The organism is Pseudomonas sp. H9, assembly GCF_004353925.1.
Lineage (GTDB): Bacteria > Pseudomonadota > Gammaproteobacteria > Pseudomonadales > Pseudomonadaceae > Aquipseudomonas.
In genome coordinates this window covers 290,390-311,121 of record NZ_SMOK01000011.1, presented here as the reverse complement: position 1 = coordinate 311,121, position 20,732 = coordinate 290,390, and the positions used below count along the sequence as shown (strand labels likewise).

General features: G+C 61.1%; 19 protein-coding genes. 11 read left to right on the top strand and 8 right to left on the bottom strand.

Annotated elements, in window-relative coordinates:
- Window positions 1–195: 195 nt before the first annotated feature.
- Genes E1573_RS09340 through E1573_RS09310 form a run of 7 tightly spaced genes read left to right on the top strand, consistent with a single transcriptional unit; the run spans window position 196 to window position 6,298 of the window.
- A complete protein-coding gene (locus tag E1573_RS09340) occupies window positions 196–1,383 on the top strand; it encodes a lipid-transfer protein (RefSeq protein WP_133212856.1) in 1,188 nt (395 codons plus the stop codon).
- Window positions 1,384–1,440: 57 nt separating this feature from the next.
- Window positions 1,441–1,881 (top strand): MaoC family dehydratase N-terminal domain-containing protein, encoded by a 441-nt coding sequence (locus E1573_RS09335; RefSeq protein WP_133212854.1) that lies wholly within the window; start codon window positions 1,441–1,443, stop codon window positions 1,879–1,881.
- Between the two features lie 12 nt (window positions 1,882–1,893).
- Window positions 1,894–2,313 carry a MaoC family dehydratase gene (locus E1573_RS09330; RefSeq protein WP_133212852.1) on the top strand — a complete coding sequence of 140 codons (420 nt, stop codon included), beginning with the start codon at window positions 1,894–1,896 and terminating at the stop codon, window positions 2,311–2,313.
- A gap of 26 nt (window positions 2,314–2,339) precedes the next feature.
- A complete protein-coding gene (locus E1573_RS09325; protein WP_133212850.1) occupies window positions 2,340–3,167 on the top strand; it encodes an SDR family NAD(P)-dependent oxidoreductase in 828 nt (275 codons plus the stop codon).
- 48 nt (window positions 3,168–3,215) lie between these two features.
- Window positions 3,216–3,785, top strand: a complete 570-nt coding sequence (locus E1573_RS09320) for a DUF2889 domain-containing protein (RefSeq protein ID WP_133212848.1) — start codon at window positions 3,216–3,218, stop codon at window positions 3,783–3,785.
- A gap of 45 nt (window positions 3,786–3,830) precedes the next feature.
- Window positions 3,831–5,237: a DUF1254 domain-containing protein gene (locus E1573_RS09315; protein ID WP_133212846.1), complete on the top strand. Its 1,407-nt coding sequence runs from the start codon at window positions 3,831–3,833 to the stop codon at window positions 5,235–5,237.
- A gap of 32 nt (window positions 5,238–5,269) precedes the next feature.
- Window positions 5,270–6,298, top strand: a complete 1,029-nt coding sequence (locus tag E1573_RS09310; protein WP_133212844.1) for a DUF1214 domain-containing protein — start codon at window positions 5,270–5,272, stop codon at window positions 6,296–6,298.
- 606 nt (window positions 6,299–6,904) lie between these two features.
- Here the strand turns inward: E1573_RS09310 and E1573_RS09305 are convergent.
- Window positions 6,905–8,701 carry an acyl-CoA dehydrogenase C-terminal domain-containing protein gene (locus E1573_RS09305; protein ID WP_133213334.1) on the bottom strand — a complete coding sequence of 599 codons (1,797 nt, stop codon included), beginning with the start codon at window positions 8,699–8,701 and terminating at the stop codon, window positions 6,905–6,907.
- A 238-nt stretch (window positions 8,702–8,939) separates the two neighbouring features.
- Here E1573_RS09305 and E1573_RS09300 point away from each other — a divergent pair, with 238 nt between their 5' ends.
- The 4 genes from E1573_RS09300 to E1573_RS09285 are packed head-to-tail and all read left to right on the top strand — an operon-like array spanning window position 8,940 to window position 12,587.
- Window positions 8,940–10,259: an alpha/beta hydrolase gene (locus E1573_RS09300; RefSeq protein WP_133212842.1), complete on the top strand. Its 1,320-nt coding sequence runs from the start codon at window positions 8,940–8,942 to the stop codon at window positions 10,257–10,259.
- A gap of 15 nt (window positions 10,260–10,274) precedes the next feature.
- Window positions 10,275–10,676 carry a phasin family protein gene (locus tag E1573_RS09295; protein ID WP_133212840.1) on the top strand — a complete coding sequence of 134 codons (402 nt, stop codon included), beginning with the start codon at window positions 10,275–10,277 and terminating at the stop codon, window positions 10,674–10,676.
- Between the two features lie 3 nt (window positions 10,677–10,679).
- Complete coding sequence (locus E1573_RS09290; RefSeq protein WP_165957314.1) at window positions 10,680–11,768, top strand: alpha/beta fold hydrolase; 1,089 nt, start codon at window positions 10,680–10,682, stop codon at window positions 11,766–11,768.
- Window positions 11,769–11,816: 48 nt separating this feature from the next.
- Window positions 11,817–12,587, top strand: a complete 771-nt coding sequence (locus E1573_RS09285) for an SDR family NAD(P)-dependent oxidoreductase (protein ID WP_133212838.1) — start codon at window positions 11,817–11,819, stop codon at window positions 12,585–12,587.
- Between the two features lie 165 nt (window positions 12,588–12,752).
- On the opposite strand, the gene E1573_RS09280 is transcribed toward E1573_RS09285, so the two are convergent.
- The 7 genes from E1573_RS09280 to E1573_RS09250 form a co-directional block, all read right to left on the bottom strand.
- Window positions 12,753–13,853, bottom strand: a complete 1,101-nt coding sequence (locus E1573_RS09280; protein WP_133212836.1) for a carboxylate-amine ligase — start codon at window positions 13,851–13,853, stop codon at window positions 12,753–12,755.
- Window positions 13,850–14,803, bottom strand: a complete 954-nt coding sequence (locus E1573_RS09275; protein WP_133212834.1) for a class I SAM-dependent methyltransferase — start codon at window positions 14,801–14,803, stop codon at window positions 13,850–13,852. Before E1573_RS09275 ends, E1573_RS09280 begins: the two co-directional genes overlap by 4 nt.
- Window positions 14,803–16,107, bottom strand: a complete 1,305-nt coding sequence (locus E1573_RS09270; protein WP_133212832.1) for an iron-containing redox enzyme family protein — start codon at window positions 16,105–16,107, stop codon at window positions 14,803–14,805. The genes E1573_RS09275 and E1573_RS09270 overlap by 1 nt, the downstream gene beginning before the upstream one ends.
- A gap of 187 nt (window positions 16,108–16,294) precedes the next feature.
- Window positions 16,295–17,122, bottom strand: a complete 828-nt coding sequence (locus E1573_RS09265; protein WP_133212830.1) for a helix-turn-helix transcriptional regulator — start codon at window positions 17,120–17,122, stop codon at window positions 16,295–16,297.
- A gap of 99 nt (window positions 17,123–17,221) precedes the next feature.
- Window positions 17,222–18,592, bottom strand: a complete 1,371-nt coding sequence (locus tag E1573_RS09260; protein WP_165957313.1) for an MFS transporter — start codon at window positions 18,590–18,592, stop codon at window positions 17,222–17,224.
- A gap of 108 nt (window positions 18,593–18,700) precedes the next feature.
- On the bottom strand, window positions 18,701–18,883 hold the full coding sequence (locus E1573_RS09255; protein WP_133212828.1) for a DUF2783 domain-containing protein: 183 nt from the start codon (window positions 18,881–18,883) through the stop codon (window positions 18,701–18,703).
- Complete coding sequence (locus E1573_RS09250) at window positions 18,880–20,595, bottom strand: FAD-dependent monooxygenase (protein WP_133212826.1); 1,716 nt, start codon at window positions 20,593–20,595, stop codon at window positions 18,880–18,882. The genes E1573_RS09255 and E1573_RS09250 overlap by 4 nt, the downstream gene beginning before the upstream one ends.
- Window positions 20,596–20,732 lie beyond the last annotated feature (137 nt).

Sequence of the window (20,732 nt, the reverse complement as noted above, 5' to 3'; positions counted from 1 at the left end):
GTGGGCGCTTCCCCCTCCAGAGGGGGGGGAAGGTTGTGTTCGATGGCCAGGCGGCAGACAGGCGAGGGACGCGCTCCCCCTCTAGCCGGGGGGGCGAGGTGGCTCGGCGTTACGTAACCATCGGTCGGCGGTTTGCTGCGATCGCCGCCAAGACGGACGCAGTCGCAAGCCTGAAAACTGACCTTGGAGAAAGTGATGTCGCAGAAAGTATTTGTCGCCGGTGTCGGCATGATTCCATTTGCCAAACCTGGCCAAAGTGGTACCTACATCGAAATGGGTGCACAGGCCATTCGCCTGGCCCTGCAGGATGCCGGTCTGGACTACAACAAGGTCCAGCAGGCGTATGCCGGGTACGTCTATGGTGACTCCACCAGCGGTCAGTCGGCGCTCTATGAAGTCGGGCTGTCCGGCATCCCGGTCATCAACGTCAACAACAACTGCGGCAGTGGTTCCACCGCGCTGTATCTGGCGCGCCAGGCGGTGGAGAGTGGGGCGGTGGATTGCGCCCTGGCCTTTGGCTTCGAGCAGATGCAGCCAGGTGCGTTGAAGTCGCATTGGCTTGACCGCCCGATTACCTACGGCAAAGGTCAGGACGTGGCCAACGCGGTGTTCCCTGAAGGCCGCGAGATGCCGGATGCGCTGAAATTCTTCGGCGGTGCGGGCCAGGAACACATGCAAAAGTACGGTACGCGTATGGAGACATTCGCCGCGATCCGTGCCAAAGCCAGCCGCCATGCTGCCAACAACCCGTTGTCGGTGTTCAAAAAGGTCGTCACCGTCGAAGAGGTAATGGCCGATCAGGTGATTTTCCCGGGTGTCATGACCCGCTTGATGGCCTGCCCACCCACCTGTGGCGGTGCCGCGGCAATCGTGGTCTCTGAGCGTTTTGCCAAGCAGCACGGCCTGCGCACCGACGTCAGCATCCTGGCTCAGGCATTGGTCACAGACAAGCCCGAGGCCTTTGACCCACCGTCATTGATCAGCATTGTCGGGGTCGGCATGACCCGTCAGGCCGCCACACAAGTCTACGAGAAAGCCGGTGTGGGCCCGGAAGACATTCGTGTCTGCGAGCTGCATGACTGCTTCGCCCATAACGAACTGTTGACCTATGAAGGCTTGGGTTTCTGCCCGGAAGGTGGTGCCGAGAAATTCGTGATGGATGGTGACAACACCTACGGCGGCCAGGTGGTGGTCAATCCGTCTGGCGGCTTGCTTTCCAAGGGCCACCCGCTGGGTGCTACTGGCCTGGCGCAATGCTACGAGCTGACCCATCAGCTGCGCGGTACGGCTGACAAGCGCCAGGTACAAGGCCTGCAGCATGCCTTGCAGCACAACCTGGGCCTCGGTGGTGCCGGCATCGTGACCTTGTTTGGTCGCGGCTGAAGCTGATGCGCGCTGGCTTACGGCGCGCTTTTCAATACACCTACACGAGTGCATGACATGGCAGACCAATCTCTGATCGGCCAACGCCTGGGCGTGACCACCTGCGAGGTGGAGAAGGGCCGCTTGCGTTTCTTCGCCAAGGCCATTGGCGAGACCGATCCGGTCTACACGAACGAAGCCGCTGCCAGGGCTGCCGGGTACCCGTCGTTGCCCGTGCCCCCCAGCTTTCTGATGTGCCTGGAAGCGGAAGGGCGTGACAGCGATCACATCGTCGAAACGCTGTTTGGTTTTGACCTTGGACGCATTCTGCACGCCGAACAAGGTTTCGTTTATCACGCAATGGCCTTTGCGGGCGATGTGCTGACCTTCGACAGCCGCGTTGCCGACGTTTACCAGAAGAAGGGCGGGGCTTTGACCTTTGTTGTCCAGCAGACCCGCGTTACCAACCAGGACGGCCGGCTCATAGCCGATATCCGTTCTTCTCTTGTGCAACGCTGAGGAGCACTCGCCATGAACGTTGTTCACGCGTACGACGTGCCCGTCGGCTTCGAGTTGCCGCCACTGCAGTTACCGGCGATCAATCGAACCACCCTGGCCCTGTATGCCGGTGCGTCGGGTGATCACAACCAGGTGCATATCGACCTGGATTTTGCCCGCAAGGCGCGCCAGCCCGATGTGTTCGCCCACGGCATGCTGTCGGTGGCCTACCTCGGCCGTCTGCTCACCGCCTGGGTACCGCAGTCGTGCATTCGCAGCCTGTCGGTGCGCTTCACCGGGATCACGCAGTTGGGTCATGTTCCGACCTGCAGTGCCCGCGTGGTGGAAAAATTTGTCGCCGACGGCGAGCCCCGGGTGCGCCTGGCGATTCGCTGCACGAACCAGTACGGCGAAGAAAAACTGTTCGGCGAAGCCGTCGTGGCCTGCGCCTGAATCCAATAAAAACAAGGAACAACCCGATGAAAAAACTTCAAGGCAAAGTGGCACTGGTGACGGGCTCCGGCCGGGGTATTGGCCGTAGCGTGGCGCTGAAACTGGCCGGCGATGGCGCCCGTGTGGTGGTCAACGATCTGGACGCCGCCCCGGCTGAGGAGGTGGTGGCCGAAATCCGCGCCGCCGGTGGTGAGGCGGTGGCCTGTGTGGGCAGCGTGACGGCGGCTGACTTCGCCGAGCGTTTTGTCAAAACCGCAGTGGACGCTTACGGCAGCATCGACATCATCGTTAATAACGCCGGTTACACCTGGGACAACGTCATCCAGAAGATGAGCGATGAGCAGTGGTACGCCATCATCGACTGCCATATCACCGCACCGTTTCGCATTTTGCGCGCGGCGCAGCCGATCATCAGTGCCATGGCCAAACAGGAAGCCGCCGAAGGTCGCGTGGTCAACCGCAAGGTGGTCAACATTGCCTCGGTCTCAGCCGGTGGCAATCCCGGTCAGGTCAATTACTCCACTGCCAAGGCCGGTGTGTTGGGTATGACCAAGTGCCTGGCCAAAGAGTGGGGGCGGATCAAGGTCAACGTCAATGCCGTAGCCTTCGGTCATATTGAAACCCGTCAGACCCAGCCAGTGGAAGGTGACCCGAACTACATCAACATTGAAGGCCGCGAGATCAAGGTGGGCATCAGCCCGGCGATTGTCGAGCAGTCGCGGACCATGATTCCGCTCGGCCGTCCGGGCAACACTGAAGAGGCGGCAGGTGCGGTTTACCTGTTTTGCATTCCGGAGTCGGACTACGTCAGCGGCCAGGTGCTGGTATGCGGCGGCGGTATCGGTAACGTTTGACAACCGTGGCGGGGCGCGCAGGCGCTCCGCCACCCGGAGTTCATGCCCATGTCCCCGTCCACCAAACGCCGTTTGCTCCACACCCGCCAAGTCGTATGTACCGGCTTCGAACGCGAAGATGGCCTGTTCGATATCGAGGGCCGTTTGCTCGACACCAAGGGTGTGGCCACCGATTTCCCTTACGGGACCATTCCAGCCGAGGGCGTGTTGCATTACATGCGCATCATCATGACCCTCGACCAAGACATGATCATCCGCCAGTTCAAAGCCATCTCCGAGCAGGCGCCGACGCCTGCGTGCAGCCAGATCGACCGAGCCTACGGGGCACTGGTGGGGCTGCGTATCGGCCCGGGCTTCAAGAAACACGTGGCTGAGCGCGTCGGTGGTGTGAAGGGCTGTACTCATCTCACCGAAATGCTTGGACCGATGGCGACTACGGCCATCCAGACGCTGGCACCGGTGATACAGCAGCGCTTGCGCCAACGCGCCGCGAGTGATCCGGACTTCCAGATGCCGCGACACTGGGTGATTGGTACCTGCCATGCCTATCACCCAGAGGGCGACGCCGCGCGCCGAGCCAGTGAGTGGCGCCCGGACGATGCAGCTACGGATGTCTGAAGTCGTCAGGTGTCAGGTGCCTGGCTGTTGTTTAAGGAGCTTCATATGAACAAGAACACTGTCAAACACATACTGGCAACCGTGCTCTTTGCCTTGCTCGGTCAGGCCTGCGTCTCCAATGCTCAGGCACTGACCCCGGTTGAAGCCAGGAGCATTGCCAAGACCGCGTACATCTATGGCTTTCCCTTGGTAGACAACTACCGGGTTCAGTACACCTACTTTCAGGACCGCACGCACCCTGAATTCAAGGCGCCGTGGAATACCCTGCACAATACGGCGCGAATCTATACCCCGGACGACAAGGCCTATCCGACGCCCAACGCGGACACCCCATACTCGCAACTGGGTGCCGACCTGCGCAGTGAGCCGCTGGTGCTGAGCATGCCGGTGGTAGAAGGGGGGCGCTATTATTCCGCACAGTTCGTCGATGCCTACACCCACAATTTTGGCTACGTTGGCAGCCGTACAACCGGCAATGGCGGTGGTACCTTCATGTTGGTGGGGCCGGGCTGGCAGGGCACGGTCCCTGCGGGTATCGACCGTGTGTTTCGCTCCGAAACCTGGTTCGCCTTTGTCTTCTATCGCACCCAGCTGCTGGGCCCGAACGATCTGGTCAATGTGAAGCAGGTGCAGGCCGGTTACAAGGTTCAGCCGCTCTCGGCGTATCTCGGTCAGCCGACACCACCTGCTGCGCCTGCCGTTGACTTCCTGGTACCGCTGAGCGCCGAGGCTGAACGTTCCAGCCTTGCGTTCTTCAAGCAGCTGAATTTCGTGCTGGGATTTTGCACCGTACACCCCTCAGAGCGTGAACTGATGGTGGAGTTCGCCAAGCTGGGTATCGGTCCGGGGTTACGCTTCAATGAAGCGGCCCTGCCTGCGGATATTCGTCAAGCGATAGCGGCGGGCATAGCCGATGCCTGGCGTGATTTCGACGCGCTGGGTCAGCAGGTGGCGCGGGGGGAGGTATCCACCTCACGCTTTCTTGGAAGCCGTGAGTACCTCGGCAACAATTATCTGTACCGCATGCGCGCGGCGGTCACCGGCCTGTATGGTAACGACCGTGAAGAGACCCTCTATCCACCGTTCTATCTGGACAGCGATGGGCAGAAACTCGACGCCTCGCGGCACCGCTACACCTTGCGCTTCGCTGCTGACCAACTGCCACCGGTCAACGCCTTCTGGTCGCTGACTCTGTACAACGCCTCGAGGTTTCTGGTGGCTAACCCGTTGGATCGCTACCTGATCAATTCGCCGATGCTGCCAGCACTGCAACGTGATGCCGATGGCGGGCTGACACTGTACATCCAGCACCAACGCCCGGCCAAAGCGCTGGAAAGCAACTGGTTGCCGGCGCCGGACGGCCCGTTCTACATCGCCGGGCGCCTGTACTGGCCGAAGCCTGAAGCGCTGGACGGACGCTGGAAGGCTCCACGGATCCAACGCATCGATTGATCCCGGCAACCTCACGAACAAGGAATGCTGACATGCCTGTACGCAAGCTACCCCTGCGGCCTTTTGCCTGGATTGCACCGCTGTGCCTGGCTGGCCACGCCCACGCCGCTGGCGTGCCGGTAACGGTTGATAATTTTGTGCGTGCCGAGTCGCACACGTTCTTCACCCGTGTGGTGGCGCGAGGTGGCTTCGGCACACTGGTGCACAACCGCGACCTGGTCCCGGTGGACAGTCAGGTGGTGGTACGCCCCAATCGCGACACGTTGTACTCGTCGGCGGTGTTTGACCTGGACGCCGGAGCAGTCAACGTTACGCTGCCCGATGCCGGCAAACGTTATTTTTCACTGATCGCTATCAATGAGGATCAATACACGCCGGGCCTGGTGTACGCACCTGGAGACTACCGCTTCACTCGCGAAACAGTGGGCAGCCGCTACGTGCTGCTGGGCATCCGTACCTTGGTGGACCCGGCATCAGCCACAGACATGGCCCAAGGCCGGGCACTTCAAGACGCCATCCAGATCAGGCAAGAAGGCTCGGGCGGTCGTTTCGAGGTGCCGAATTGGGATCAGGCGAGCCTCAATGCGTTGCGCGATACAGTGTTGAAGCTGGCGGCAAGCGTCACTGATTCACGCGGCATGTACGGTCAACCGGGAGAGGTTGATCCCGTTCGGCACTTCATCGGCAGCGCCAGCGCCTGGGGCGGTAATCCGGCAAAGGATGCGTACTACCTCAACGTCACACCGGCGCGTAACGATGGCCATACCCCTTATCAACTGGAGGTCAAGGATGTGCCGGTTGATGCCTTCTGGTCCATCAGCGTGTACAACGCCGAGGGCTATTTCCAGCGTAATCCGCAAAACGCTTACACCCTCAACAACCTGACCGCCAAGCGCGAGACTGATGGCCGTATCGTGGTGCATTTCGGCGGGTGCCAGGCGCAGGTTGCCAACTGCCTGCCGATTACTGCGAACTGGAACTACATGGTGCGGCTATACAAACCGCAGGCACAGGTGTTGGATGGCCGCTGGCAGTTCCCCGCAGCGAAACCGGCCAGTTAAGCGCCAGCATCCGGTGGGAGCGGGCTTGCTGTGGGAGCGGGCTTGCCCCGCGATAGCGATCTGTCAGTCACACCGAATCGCGGGGCAAACCCGCTCCTACAGCAAGCCCGCTTGTGTCTTGAGGAAGTAGACCCGGTGGGAGCGGGCCTTGCCCCGCGATCGGCTGCGCAGCGGCCGTAAAAACAGCTGTTTGCAAGGCAACTGACATACCGAAGCGACTGAATTGCTGCCGCTTCGCGCCAGATCGCAGGGCAAGCCAGCTCCCACCGGGAACTGGCTTCATGGTCGATGGTCACTTCGGGCAAAGCCCTGCAAGCCAGTCGCTCCACCTGGCAGAGGTTCTACTCGCCAGCGTAATACGGCACTTCCACCTCGTGGAACCAGAGTGAATACCGGTGGGAGCGGGCCTTGCCCCGCGATCGGCTGCGCAGCGGCCGTAAACACAGCTGCTGCAAGGCAGCTGACATACCGAAGCGACTGAATTGCTGCCGCTTCGCGCCAGATCGCAGGGCAAGCCAGCTCCCACCGGGAGCTGGCTTCATGGTCGATGGTCACTTCGGGCAAAGCCCTGCAAGGCAGTTGCTCCCACCCAATGCTGCCTGCCGCTTAGAAGAGCGAGATATCCATGTCTTGTACGGCATCGCCGCCTTCCACCACGATGCGCGCCAGGCCCTCGGCACGCGGCAGCAGGTGCTCGGTGTAGAAGCGAGCCGTCAGTAACTTGGCGCGATAGAAGTCCTGCTCCGTGGTCCCGGCCTTGAGCTGACGATCAGCAACCAAGGCTGAGCGAGCCATCAACCAGCCACCGGCCACGGTGCCGAACAGCTCAAGCAACGGCACTGCGCCTGCCAACACTTGGGGCGCGTTGTCTTTGAAGTTGGACACGGTGTAAGCCACCGCAGCATCCAGCGCGCTCACCGCGTCGGCGAGGGCGCGGGCAATACGCATCAGCACAGGGTCAGTGCTGCTGGCGAGCCGTTCGATGTCTTGACGCATGTGTCCCATCACCAGGCCAATGGCCTGGCCGCCATCGCGGGCGATCTTGCGACCCACCAGGTCCGAGGCTTGAATGCCGGTAGTCCCTTCATAGATCGTGGTAATGCGCGCATCGCGCAGGTGCTGGGCGGCGCCGGTTTCCTCGATATAGCCCATGCCGCCGTGAATCTGCACACCCAACGAGGCGATATCGACCGCTGACTCGGTGCTGCAGCCTTTGACCACCGGAATCATCAAGTCGACAAACGCCTGTGAGGCCTGGCGGTGTGCAGGATCAGGGTGGCGCTCAGCACAGTCCATCGCCGCCGCGACTTCGCAGGCGATGGCGCGCAGCGCTTCGGTGCGGGCTTTCATTGACAGCAGCATGCGGCGAACGTCCGGGTGGCTGATGATCGCGACTTTGTCCCGGTGTTTGGCGCCCGCTTCCGTGCCCTGGATGCGCTCACGGGCATAGGCGAGGGCGCGTTGGTAGGCCCGCTCGGACAGGCCCACGCCTTCGATACCAACGGAAAAGCGCGCTGCGTTCATCATGATGAACATGTATTCCAGGCCGCGGTTCTCTTCGCCGACCAGCCAGCCCAAGGCACCTTGGTTATCACCAAAGGCCAACACCGCTGTCGGGCTGCCATGAATCCCCAGTTTGTGCTCAAGGGATGCACAGCGCACGTCGTTGCGGGCACCAAGGCTGCCGTCTGGTTGTACCAGGAATTTGGGGACCACGAACAGCGAAATGCCTTTTACCCCTTCCGGTGCGCCTGGAACACGGGCGAGCACCAGATGCACGATATTGTCGGTGAGGTCATGCTCGCCATAGGTAATGAAGATCTTCTGGCCAAATACACGGTAGGTGCCGTCGCCCTGCGGTTCGGCACGGCTGCGCACGGCTGCCAGGTCTGAGCCAGCCTGAGGCTCGGTGAGGTTCATGGTGCCGGTCCACTGGCCACTGATCATCTTCGCCAGGTAAGTTTCTTTCAGGTAGGCCGAACCGCACAGTTCAATCGCCTCGATGGCGCCGCGTGTGAGCATCGGGCACAGGCCGAACGACACGTTGGCGCCGTTCCACATTTCTTCCACCAGCGCCGACACCAGTCGCGGCAAACCCTGGCCGCCAAACTGCGGGTGGCACGATAGGGCATTCCAGCCGCCCTCGACGAACTGCTCATAGGCTGCCTGCCAGCCTGGCGTGGTGGTCACTTCGCCGTCATGCCATCTTGCGCCTTGACGGTCGCCGATCACGTTCAGTGGCGAGAGTACGCCCTGCGCGAACTTGCCGGCCTCGCTCAGAATGGCATCGACCAGGTCGGCACCGAGGTCTTCACAGCCAGGTAGTTTGGTCACTTGGTTCAGGTAGCCCAGTTCGTTGAGGACGAACTGCATGTCGCGCAGCGGTGCGCTGTATTCACTCATGGCGTAAACCTCACTGTATTCATCAAGCGGAATCAACGGCGCAGAGTTCAACAGATTGCGCACCAGCGTCACCCACCCGCGTAGAGGGGATGGCCGTGCAAACCGGGCAAACGGTTGCATGTGTCAACCGGTGTCTGAAAACCGCAAGAGTGGGGTGGCAGCCCCCATCTTAAGGAGTGGGATGCTGCGCTGAGGGTTATGAGTAGGCTGTGGGCAATCAACAGTCGAGGGACAGTGGATGACCGCGCCACATGGATCACCGCCAACGAAACGCCGTAAAGCCAACCAACACGTCTGGGCGCGCATGATCGGCATGCCGCAGGTACGGCGTTCGAGCCGCCCTGATCAGGATGCCCGCGCCTTTCTTCGGGTACTCAACCTGGCGACCCGCGTGCGCCCGGTCGAACAGTACTCGCTGCGCCAATTGCGCGAAGTCTGGCGCCTGACAGCGTTGGCCCTGGGCCAGCAGCCGGCAGTGGCAACAGTGACCGAGCAGGTCATCGAGGGCCCCGGCGGGCCGATCGAACTGCGTATTTTCCGGCCCCGGAGCAGCGATCAATTGCTGCCTGCCTTTCTTTGGTGTCATGGCGGCGGGTTTATGGTCGGTGGTCTGGACACTGCCGAATCGATTTGCCGCAGCGCCACACAAACCGCGGATTGCGTGAGCATCGCCGTGCGTTATCGCCTGGCGCCGGAGCATGATCTGGCCGCCGGGCGCGAGGACTTTCTCGCCGCCCTGCAATGGTTGGCCGACAACGGTGAAGCGTTGGGGATCGACAGCAAACGGCTGGCCATCGGTGGCGACTCGGCGGGCGGCAATATCTGCGCTGCCGTAGCCCAGCAGACCGTGCGGCACAACGGGCCGGCGCTGTGCCTGCAGGTACTGGCCTATCCGGCAACCGACTTGCTGCAGGAGTTTGCCTCCTTCGCCGAGAACGCTGAAGGCTTCATGATCACCGACACCTTGCTCAAGCACATCAAGCAAACCGTCGCCGCTTCGCTCAACACGCTCAATGCCGAAGACCCTTGGTTGTCGCCACGGCGTAGCCAGAACATGCACGGCCTGCCACCGGCTGTGGTCATCAGCGCCGGGTTCGACCCGATCCGTGACGACGGCCTCGATTACGCGGCGCGCTTGCGTGCGGCGGGGGTGCCGGTGGAGCTGCTGCATTATGCCGGGCAGTTTCATGGCTTTTTGAACTTCGACGCTGTCAACGGTGCCGGTCGCGATGCCTTGCAGCGCATGGGTGAAGCCTTGCAGGCGGCATTCCACGGCGACTCTGCGCCAGACCGCACACTGGAAATTGCCGACGCACCTGCGCGGCCATCGCGGTTGTGCGCGGCAGTGGCTGAGCTGACGAGCTTGAGCTTGGTGACCTGGGTGGCCACTGAAGGCTGGAGCGGTACGTTGCTGCGCCAGATGTCGCCGACGGCAGCCCGCGTTGCACGTGGCGTACTACTGCCTTGGAACCTGCCGTTGAACGTGATGCGTCACCGACTGATTGCGCGGATCGACGGGCGAACCGCGCACCAGACCTACCCAGAAACGCAATGCTGACTCAGGAGTGTCGCCGTGGGAATTCTTGATCCCTTTCAGATGTGGCGTGAAGCAGTGACGTTGGTCGAGAGTGAAATCAACGCACTGGCAGTACGAAAGCTGGAGTCGGCCGAGTTCGCACAAGCGGCCAACCAGTTCTCCAAGGTATCGCTGGGCGTTCAACATGTGGTTGAGCGCTCGCTAGCTGCTGCCTTGCGCCGGCTGGAGCTGCCCAGTAGATCAGAAGTCGATGCGCTGACCACGGCGGTTCAGCGTATCGAAGACAAACTTGAGCAGTTACTGCCCAGCGCGGTCAATCCGGCCCATGCGCCGCGGCCGCCACGTACCCGTCGGCCAGCGCCGCCTGCAGCCCCGGCGTCGAAAACCGCAAAACGAACCCTGAAACCGGCAACCCGACGTGCGCCCAAAGAGGATTGAATCATGGCTGACAGCCAACCCCGCGAAGATGTTGCCCGCGACCTCACTCACCGGCTGCGCACAGAAGTCGGGCGAATGGTTCAGCGTCGGCTAAAGGGCCTGGAGTTTCTTGGTTCACCGGGGCCTGCGATGGGCAAGACCCCCAGAACCTTGTTGCACCGCCGGGGCACGGTGGCGCTGTACCGCTATCACGCGACCTGCAATGAGGTGTATCGGGTGCCATTGCTGCTGGTGATGGCACCCACCAATAAGGCCTATATCTTCGATCTGGCTGAGCGCCAGAGTTTGATCGAGTTCCTTCTCGGGTGCGGCTACGACATCTATGTGATCGACTGGAATGCGCCGACCGCGGCCGAGCGCACGCTGCGCCTGGAAGACTACGTGCTGGATTTCATTCCCGATTGTATAGCCCGGGTGCAGGCAGACGCCGGGGTGGACGAGGTGACATTGGCCGGCTACTGCATGGGTGGGGTGCTTTCAACCTTGTATGCCGCGCTGCATGGCGACGGCCCGCTGAAGAACCTGGTGTGTTTCACCACGCCGGTGGACTGGTCGCAGATGAGCTGGTCCCGGGGTATCGCCAACCAACGCGTGTTCGACGTTGATCGATTGGTCGACAGCGTGGGCATCATCCCCGGCGAGATGATCATGCAGGCGATCGATCTGCAGCGCCCGGCCAGCCGCTTCGCCGGTAGGTTGCGGCTGTGGGACAACCTGTGGAATGACGCCTATGTCAACCAGCACCGGATGATGGTCGGCTGGGGCAACGATCACCTGCCGTTGGCCGGCGAATACTACCGCCAGGTCATCAAGCAGCTGATGTGGAAGAACAGCCTGTTTGAGGGCTGTTTACGCGTGGCCGGTCAGGCCGTTGATCTGGCGAATATCAAGGTGCCGCTGCTGCATGTCATCGCCGAACACGACTCGCTGGTGCCGCTGGCCTGTGCGCGACCGCTGGTGGAAAAGGTGGGCTCGGCAGACAAGCACGAACTGGTATTGCCAGGTGGCCATGTCAGCCTGATCGCCGGCCCCGCGGCGAAGAAGCGTATGTGGCCAGCCCTTGATCAATGGCTGGGGCAGCGCTCTGTGTAGCGCGGTTGATGCGTGCACTCAATAAACACTCAACGATGGAGAAGTGCGATGAACCTTGGTGCCATGCTGAGCGGGCAACGGATTTTGATCACAGGCGCGTCCTCAGGGTTGGGCAGCCACTTTGCCCGTCTGGCGGCGCGTAACGGTGCGCAGGTGGTGATCGGCGCACGGCGAACCTCACGGCTTGAGGCGCTGGCGGTGGAACTTGAGGCGCTCGGCGCAGTGCAGGTGACGGTCATTGAACTCGATGTGGCCTCGCAAACCTCCGTTGAGCAAGCCGTTGCCACCATTGCGGCGACCGGCAAGCCCTTGGATGTTGTTGTCAACAACGCCGGCATCGGCCACGAAGGCATGGCGCTGAAGCAGCCGATCAGCGAGTTCGACGACATCATCGCGACCAACCTGCGCGGTGTGTGGCTGGTGTCCACCGAAGTGGCACGGCAATGGAAAGCGCTGGGGCAGGGCGGCGTCATCGTCAACATCGCCTCGATTCAGGGCGAGCGGGTCATGCCCGGTGTGGCGGCCTATTCGGCGTCCAAGGCGGCGGTGGTGCATTTGACCAAGGGCCTGGCACTGGAATGGGCGCGACATGGCATCCGCGTCAATGCTATTGCCCCCGGCTACATTTCAACCGAGATGACCGAGGCCGCCTGGGACACGCCGCAAGGCGCGGCGCTGATCAAGCGCATTCCCTTGCAGCGCCTCGGCACGCCAGATGAGCTGGATGGCGCGCTGTTGCTGCTGGCGACCCCGGCATCCTCCTGGATGACCGGTTCGATCATTACCGTGGATGGCGGGCATCTGGTTTCAGGGCTTTGAAACAAGCACTTGCCCGCGCTGCGGCTTTTTGCCGTAACCGGGCCGTTTCAACCGGCGTGCCGCAAGGCGTCGAGCAGCTCGCCTCTGCGCATCGTTGAACGCCAGTTCTGGTCGCAGCCGCGCGCTTGTCGGAAGACCAGCGCGCTTGTTGTTTGGCTGCAGCACTTAGCCTGCGGCTGTCTGTTCAAGCAGCTCGTCCACCACGTAGTGCAACGCGGTGCCGTGGGCAAGGCCCAGGGCACGGGCTCGGTGATAAGTCGCCAATTGCCGATCGGCACTGGTGCCATGAGTAACGATACGCAGGGCGTGATCAAGGTACCTTGGCGACAGCGCAAATTGCTCCTGCAACTGCAGCAACCAGTCCTGGGCTGAGACCAGTGATTGCGTAGTCGGCTCGATAAATGTGCCGCCACTGCCATAGCGCATGGCCCGCCACAGGTTTTCCTGGGTGATCCATTGCATTTGCTGAGCGTCCTCAGTGTTGGATGCGTTCAGCTCTTGGATTTGCGCAATCATCTTCCGGAACATGCCGGCAATGCACAGGGCGTCTTCCAGCTGTGGGCAGCCATCGGCGATGCGTAGCTCAATGGTCGGGTAGCGCGATGAAGGCCGAATCGCCCACCAGCAATCAGAGCGTGCGCGCACTGAGCCTGTGCGTTGCAGCAGGTTCAAGTAGCGCTGATAGTCATCCCAGTCGTGTAACGGCTGTGGCAGGCCCATGCGTGGCCACTCAGTGCACAGAACGCGGCGATAACTACGGTAGCCCGTGTCGCGCCCCTCCCAGAAGGGTGACGAGGTACTGAGCACCAGCAGCAGGGGCAGCCATGGCAGCACCTGGTTAATCAAGCGGATCCGGTCGTAGCCGGGGCCGACACCGACATGAATGTGCAGACCACACACCAAGCTGCGCCGGGCGACCTGTTGGTAATCGTCGAAGAGGTGATGATAGTGATCGTCCTCAGCGCACTGCTGTAGCTGCCAACCGCCCAGGGGGTGGCTGCCGGCGGCGCAGATACCCAGGCCCTGTTGAGCCAGGGACGCCGCCAGGTGATGACGCTTGCTGCGTAAAAAATTCCGTGCGTGTTCCAGCTCGGAAAATACAGGTGAGGCCAGCTCGATCTGGCTCTTGAACATCTCCTGAGCGAAATGCGCGCCAAACACTTCACGGCACAGTTCTATGGCGGCAGTACCTGGCTCGGCGACCACCTGTCGACTGTACAGGTCGACCAACAGGAATTCCTCTTCGATACCAAAGCCCGGCTTCATGGGCGGCGCTGCACAGTGAGGGCTACGGCAGCGATACGCTCCGCTTGACCGTAACCGGGTTCCGTCAACTGCTCGCCAAACACGTCCGGATCCACTTCACTGTAGTGCCAGGCCCATTCGGAGGAGACCAGCAGGCGATTGAGCGCGGTGAGCAAGGGATCTTGCCCCTCGATTATCGCCACACCGGTGTAGAGCAGCAGCGAACCGTGGACGGCAAGGCGCGGCAAGGCTTCGTTGACGATCCGCAACGACAATGCCTCGCCCAGCAGGCCGCCGCCATGACGGTAGGTGCGTTCTTCGGCATCGAGCATGTAAGGCGGATTGGCAACAATCAAATCGAAGGTGCCGATTACCCCATTGAGCACATCACTGTGCTCTACCGAGACAGTGGCCAGCTCAGCCAAGGCCGCATTGATGGCGGTATAGCGCACGGCCAGAGGGTTGATATCAACGGCCGTGACCTGGGCGTTAGGGCATGCGGCGGCTATCAGCAGCGCGCCAACCCCGGTGCCCGAGCCGATTTCGATCGCATGGTTGACCGGGTTGCTGTCCCGCCGTAAATGCGCCTCTATCAGCTGGGCAAAGCGGTAGCTGTCAGGCCCGAAGAACACCGCATCTGTCGCGTCAGTGGGATAGCCTGAATGAAGGAGCAGCAATTGGCCCAGTGTGGAAAAGCGCACTGTGCTTCGCAGTTCGCTACCGTGACGTTCGACGATGGCTGCCGCCTGCATCAGCGTCAGCTCATCCGGAGACAGCAGGTCGGGCGAAAACCGCTGGTTCCAGCCGAACACATCGCGCAGGCTACGCGCCAGAGCGCCTTCTGCGCGTTCGAGGTGTCGCTGCTGAGTCAGTGGGGTAACGCAGATGAACTGGTACCCGTCGGCCTTCAACCGTCGCCCGAGCCGCAAGAGTGCTTCATCGGCGCTGCGTTGCTGCTCTGTAAGCTGCATCAGTCATGACCTCCGTGCAAACCGGTGATGCGCCGATAGCGCCGGGTAGCCGCCAGACCTTCAGGCGATGCGTGGCGCGCCCCGGCCATCAAGGCAAGGGTCTCGATCAGTGGCTTTTTGTCTTGTGAGCCTTCGTCGGCGAGCCCACTTTCTATGGCTGAGCCGGTTGCACAGCTGCGGCGGGGCGCTTGCCAGTCACCGGCGATCCAGTCATGCAGCAATTGCTTTTCATACGGGCTGAACACACCGAACATCATCGCCGTTGGTCCTTCGATGAGCCGCCAGAAACGGCTGTTGGCCGGATCCTGGTTGCGCCTGATCCAGCCTTTGCGTTGCAGCGCAGCGAACAATGCTTTGACACTGCCAGGTTCAGCCAGCCACTGATTTACCGTACGGCCTTCAATGCGGCAGTAGTCTGAGTGCATCTGCAGGCCGAAGGTGCGTTTGCGTTCGAATGCATCCAGCAACTGCGCTTGCAGATCGAAACCCGCTGCGATGTCGGCAGCGCCGAGGCTCAGATCGTTCAGTCGGTAACCGTTGGCGACACGACGATAGAACGTTTGTGGGTCTTGCGCGGGCCAGAGCTGACGCAGTGCCTCGACCGCCTTGCAGGCATGGCCAGTGCTGGTGTTGTCGATGGTGACATGCAAGCGGAAATACTGTGCGTCGATGCCCAACTCTGTCAGTTCGAATGCGCTGACCAGCAAGTGCAGCGGTAACTGCTCATAGCCGAGGTTATAACCGACGACTTCCGGCAGAAACGCTTCGCTGTTCAATCCCAGGGCCAACTGTAACGCGCCTTGTAAATAGCGCTCGTCGGGCAGCGCAATGGGTTCGTGGCATCCGAGGCTGGCGAGCAGACGGCGGTAGATCAGCACATGGTTGCAGGCTGGGTCGCCGTCACCCAGTTCTTCCAGGTAGGTACGGATCAAACCGTGGTAACGCGGATCATCCCAGTGCCTCAACGTACCGAATAACCAGGCACCATCGACGGCTTTGGTTGGTGCGACGTGTTGCAGAAAGTACAGGGCGTGGGCACGGTTACTGAAATACTGCCGCGCAGCGCCCTGGCGGCGATTCTCCAGGTAGTCGGCATAGTGGCGGCCGACCTTGGCGGCGAGTTGCACCGTCCATGCCGAAACCGCCTGCGGGTCGGCTGGGAGCGGGTTTGCCAGCGACTGGGCACGGTGCAATTGCGAGGTGAGCCACGTTGCGCTGTCACCGGCTTCACCTTCAAGCAAAGCGTCATAACGCCGTTTCAGGCTTCCCGTACGCGCGGGAACGACAACGGTTGGCAGGCTCATTGGGCTGACAAACGCAAGGACAGTGACTGGCGGTAATCCGTTGCTGTGGTCGGGTGCTGGTGTTTGAGTGCGATAGACATAGCCACCTCACGAACGGGCGGCCCAGCGGATCTGGGCCTTACTCGTTGGAATCGGTGGGATTGTCGTAGGTGCACTCGAGTCGATGAGTGGTCGTTACCCATGCAGCTCAGTGCAGGTTGGCTGACCATCGCGGCTGCGTCGCCAGGGCGAGCAGCTCGCGCTGGCTCGAGATGCCGAGCTTGCGGTACAGGCGCTTGATATAGGTGGCGGCGCTGGACAATTGAATGCCCATCTCCACGCCAATGGCATCTATTTCACAACCGGCCAACATCAATTGCAGCAACTCCTGATCGCGCCGGGTCAGCTGCGGGCACAGCTGTGAAACGCGATGGCTGAGCAGTGCCGGCATTTCATTGGCCTCCAGGTAGGCGCGGTAATGCAGCCGGACGATCTGCATGATCAACGGCGCCGCCGTTTCAATGCAGTCGATCTCGCTTCTCGAAAAATGGCCATGCTCACGGCCACGATAGAAATTGACCGACAGCCAGCGATCAGCGTCGCAGTGGGTTAGCAGGGCGACGCGCTCGGAGATTTGTGGCAGTTCGTAGCAGATGCGTCGGTAGTCGCGGTGGGCGATGTCTTCGGCAAACTGGCGTTGTACCAGTATGCGCTCACCCGTTGATGCAGGCAGCCGCGCAGCCATGGCCTGCTGGTTGCCGTCCAGGCTGTAGAACCGGTCTGCGTAATTGCTGGAGATTTTCGGCAGCTCGATCATTCGCGCAAAGTCGGCGAACGAGATGATCTGCGGGTTGCGATTGGCGCTGTAAGCGAAAATGGTGCATTGGGCCAATGGCACTTGGGCGCTGACCAGTTTCAGCAGGTCGGCCGCCAGCATCTTGCCGTGTCGCTCGCCAACGCGCGAGAGCAAGCTCGCGGTTTGCTCAACACTCAGGCGGTAGTCGCTAGCGGACGCTCGCAGGGGCCAATATTCCATGGTGCACACTCATGAAGCATGAAGGTTGAGAGGCACTGTAGCGACATTTGCCCAAGACAAAAAGCCGCTACAGCGCAATCGCTGATGGTCGGTTGCCGTTCAGCAGCGTGCGCGCTGACTGTCAGCGTGCCGTAGACGCTGCATCGGGGTGGGAGCGGCAATTGGCAGCAGGAAGATCAACAGCGTTCCCACCAGCAGCAGCACCGTGGCATAAGCAATTCCCGCAGTGAAACTCTGGGTCAGGTCCTTGAGCCAGCCGACCACCAGCGGATTGAGCGCCGAACCGATGTTTCCGACGGCGTTGATCACCGCAATGCCGATGGCACGGGCCTTGAAGCTCATGGCCTGATCCGGGGTGGTCCAGAAAATCGACATGGCTGTGTAGGAGCCGGTGGCGGCCATGCAAATCCCAGACAATTGGATCAATGGCGTGCCGCCCCAGGCTGCAAGCATCCAGCCAAGCGCAGCCAGCAGCATGGGCAGCACAAGGTGCCATTTGCGCTCCTGGGTACGATCGGAGTGCAACCCCCAGACCACCATGCCAATGATGGTGCAGAGCTGCGGAATGGTAGCCAGCAAACCGATGGTGCTGTTGCTACTGTCGGCCGCGCTGATGCTCTTGATGATCAGCGGCGTCCACACGGCAATCATCGCCAGGGTATTGACCAGGCAAAAGTACACCAGGCTGAACAGCAGCACGGTGGGCGAAAGCATTTCCTGCAGCAGGCTGGTAGGTTTCGCTGCGCTTGCAGTGCTTTTTGCCAGAGCGTCTGCGACCAGCGCTTGTTGCAGAGCCTGTTGTTCTTCGGCGCGCAGCCAGCGCGCCTGTTGCGGCGTGTCATTGAGGTAGTAGAACACCACAAAGCCCATGATCACCGAGGGCAGGCCTTCGAGCAGGAACAGCCACTGCCAGCCGTGCAAGCCCCATGCGCCATCGAGGCCGAGGATCTGCCCGGACAAGGCCGAGCCGAAACCTGCGGTAAAAGGCATAGCGATCATGAACAGGGCATTGGCGCGTGCGCGATAAGTGGCCGGAAACCAGAAGGTCAAGTACAGCAGCACGCCAGGTAGAAAGCCGGCTTCGGCAATACCGACCAGAATGCGCAGCAGGTAGAGGCTGCTGGCATCGGTAGCGAACAGGGTCGCAGTCGAGGCCAGGCCCCAGGCGATCATCAGGCTGCCAATCCACTTGCGTGCGCCGACCCTGGCCAGGGCGATGTTGCTGGGAATGCCAAAGGCGATATAGGCGATGTAGAACAGTGTTGTCGCCATACCGAACTGAGTGCTGCTCAGCCCCAGGTCGCCCATCATGGTCAGGCCGGCAAAGCCGATATTGATACGATCAAGAAACGACAGCACAAAGCACAGAAACAGGAACCACAGCAGGCGCCTGGACACCTTGCGCATGAGGTCGTGCAGGGGCGGGCTGACGGTTTTGGTGGAGGGAAGTTCGGCAGAGTTCTGATGCATATCAGCTCCTGATTATTATTAGGTAGAGCTGTACCGCGCGCTGTGCACGTTACTGCACAGCGCGCGAGCAGACGGCTGTTCGCAAGGCGCGGTCTGCTCCCGTTGCAGTTACAGGTCTTGTAGTGCTGACTGGGTCAGTTCGGTGAAGGTCTCGGCGTCGCCGATGGTCTGGGCACAGAGCAGCGCCAGTTTGACCAGAAAAAGTTCTGCCTTGGCCTGTGTGGCCGTGTCCAGCGCCTCTGCCAGCACGTCGTAAACCACTTCCAGATCGTGTACCGACAAGGTGTTCATGGCTGTTCCTCCGGGGTCTTGCCCAATGCGATTTCGATGGCGCTGTGCAGTTGCTCGGCCGATACCTGCAGCCAACGGGCGCAGATGTGTTGGTCTGGTCGAACCAGGTAGGCGCCCCCTTCAGTGATGCCGTACTTCGCGGCGATATGGCCGCTGGCGTCGTCGATCAGTTGGTCTGCGCCGGTGACCGCGGATTGCGCGTTCTGCGCGACTGCGATGATCTGCAAGGGAATGCCGCTGCTGCGTATGGTCTGGGCCTGGGCCAACAGCGCTTCACAGAGGGAGGTCTCGGCAGTGAAGTAGAGTAAATAGAAGCTCGCGCCCAAATGGTCGAACAGGTAGTCGTTATCGGCCAGTTTCAGGTTTAACAGCGGTGCGCCGTTACGCGGACCGGCCGTGAAGCGATCGTTGTCGTCAGTCGGGCAGTTGAGTACCGACTGCGCATAGTCGTGTGGTCGCGACGTCCGCCAGTGGTAAAGCGGACGTACGAAGGCCTGGGTCAGCGACAAGGACAACACCGCATCGCGGACCAAACGGTAACCGCTGCTCGGAGGCGCCATGAACCGCGTGCTTTTGCCGGCTTCGCTGATGATTTCCCGGGCGGCACTGACCCGTTCCTCGCTGTAGGAGGGCAGCAACCTCGGCCCCGCCAGGCCCTTGAGGGTCAAGGCCAGTTTCCACACCAGATCATGGCAATCCTGGAACCCGGTGTTGGCACCGCGCACACCAAAGATAGGCAACAGGTGTGCCGCATCGCCCGCGAAAATCACCCGCTGGTGAATGTAGTCCGGCAGGGTCAGGGCACGGGCCGAATAGACCGAACTCCAGTCCATTTCCCACTGCGGATCTTTGACCCCGAGCATCTGCAACTGTGCGTTGATCCGCTCGCGCAATGATTCGGGCTGCAGTGCCTGCTCAGGGGTTTCGTTTTCTGGCAACTGATAGTCAATGCGCCAGATATTGCCCGGCTCGCGGTGCATCAACACCGTGTTGCCCGGGTTCCACACCGGGTCGAAATAGGCAAGGCGTTCGGTCGGCAGGCCCAGGTCGATCTTGATGTCGGCGATGACAAAACGCCCCTCGTAAGAAGCACCTTCGAGTTTCAAGTCGAGCAGTGAGCGGATCGTCGAGCGAGCGCCGTCGGCGGCCACCACCCACTCGGCGTCGAGGCGGTAGCTACCGGCAGGGGTATCGACCTCCAGGCAGGCACCTTCGGAATCCTGCGTGAGTGCCGTGACCCGATTACCCCAGCGAATCTCGACCAGCGGGTTAGCCTCCGCGGCCTCGACGAGGAACTGTTCCAGGTAGGGCTGTTGCAGGTTGGTCATTGGCGCGTAGCGATCATCCGGGTCTTGTGGGTTCTCCATACGGAACACCAGTTGATTGCGGTAGAACGAATTACCGCAGCTCCAGGGCAGGCCCAGCTCACTGACGCGATCCGCTACGCCTACCTGCTGGAGGATTTCCATCGAGCGGCGAGTGAAGACAATCGCGCGGCTGCCTTCGCTGACTTGCCGTTCCGACGCCAGCACCACACAAGCAATGCCTTGGCGGGCCAGGTCCAGTGCTGTGGTCAGGCCGATCGGGCCGGCGCCCACCACCACGACGGGTTTTCGCTCGATGAGCGGGGCGCCGACGCTCGCGGTGAAAGCGGGAAAGACCTGATAGTCGAAATAGATAGAGTGTCGCGGCACGTCATAGGGCTGATGCATGGGCGCGCACCTCCTGTTTGTTGTTGTGGAAGCCAAGGGCTTTTCAGGTGTGCAAGCGACTTTACGGCAGGCGGCAGCGAGCGATGTCCCTTTAACAGGACAAGTGAATCGACGATTTGAATGCCATTTTGCAGCTT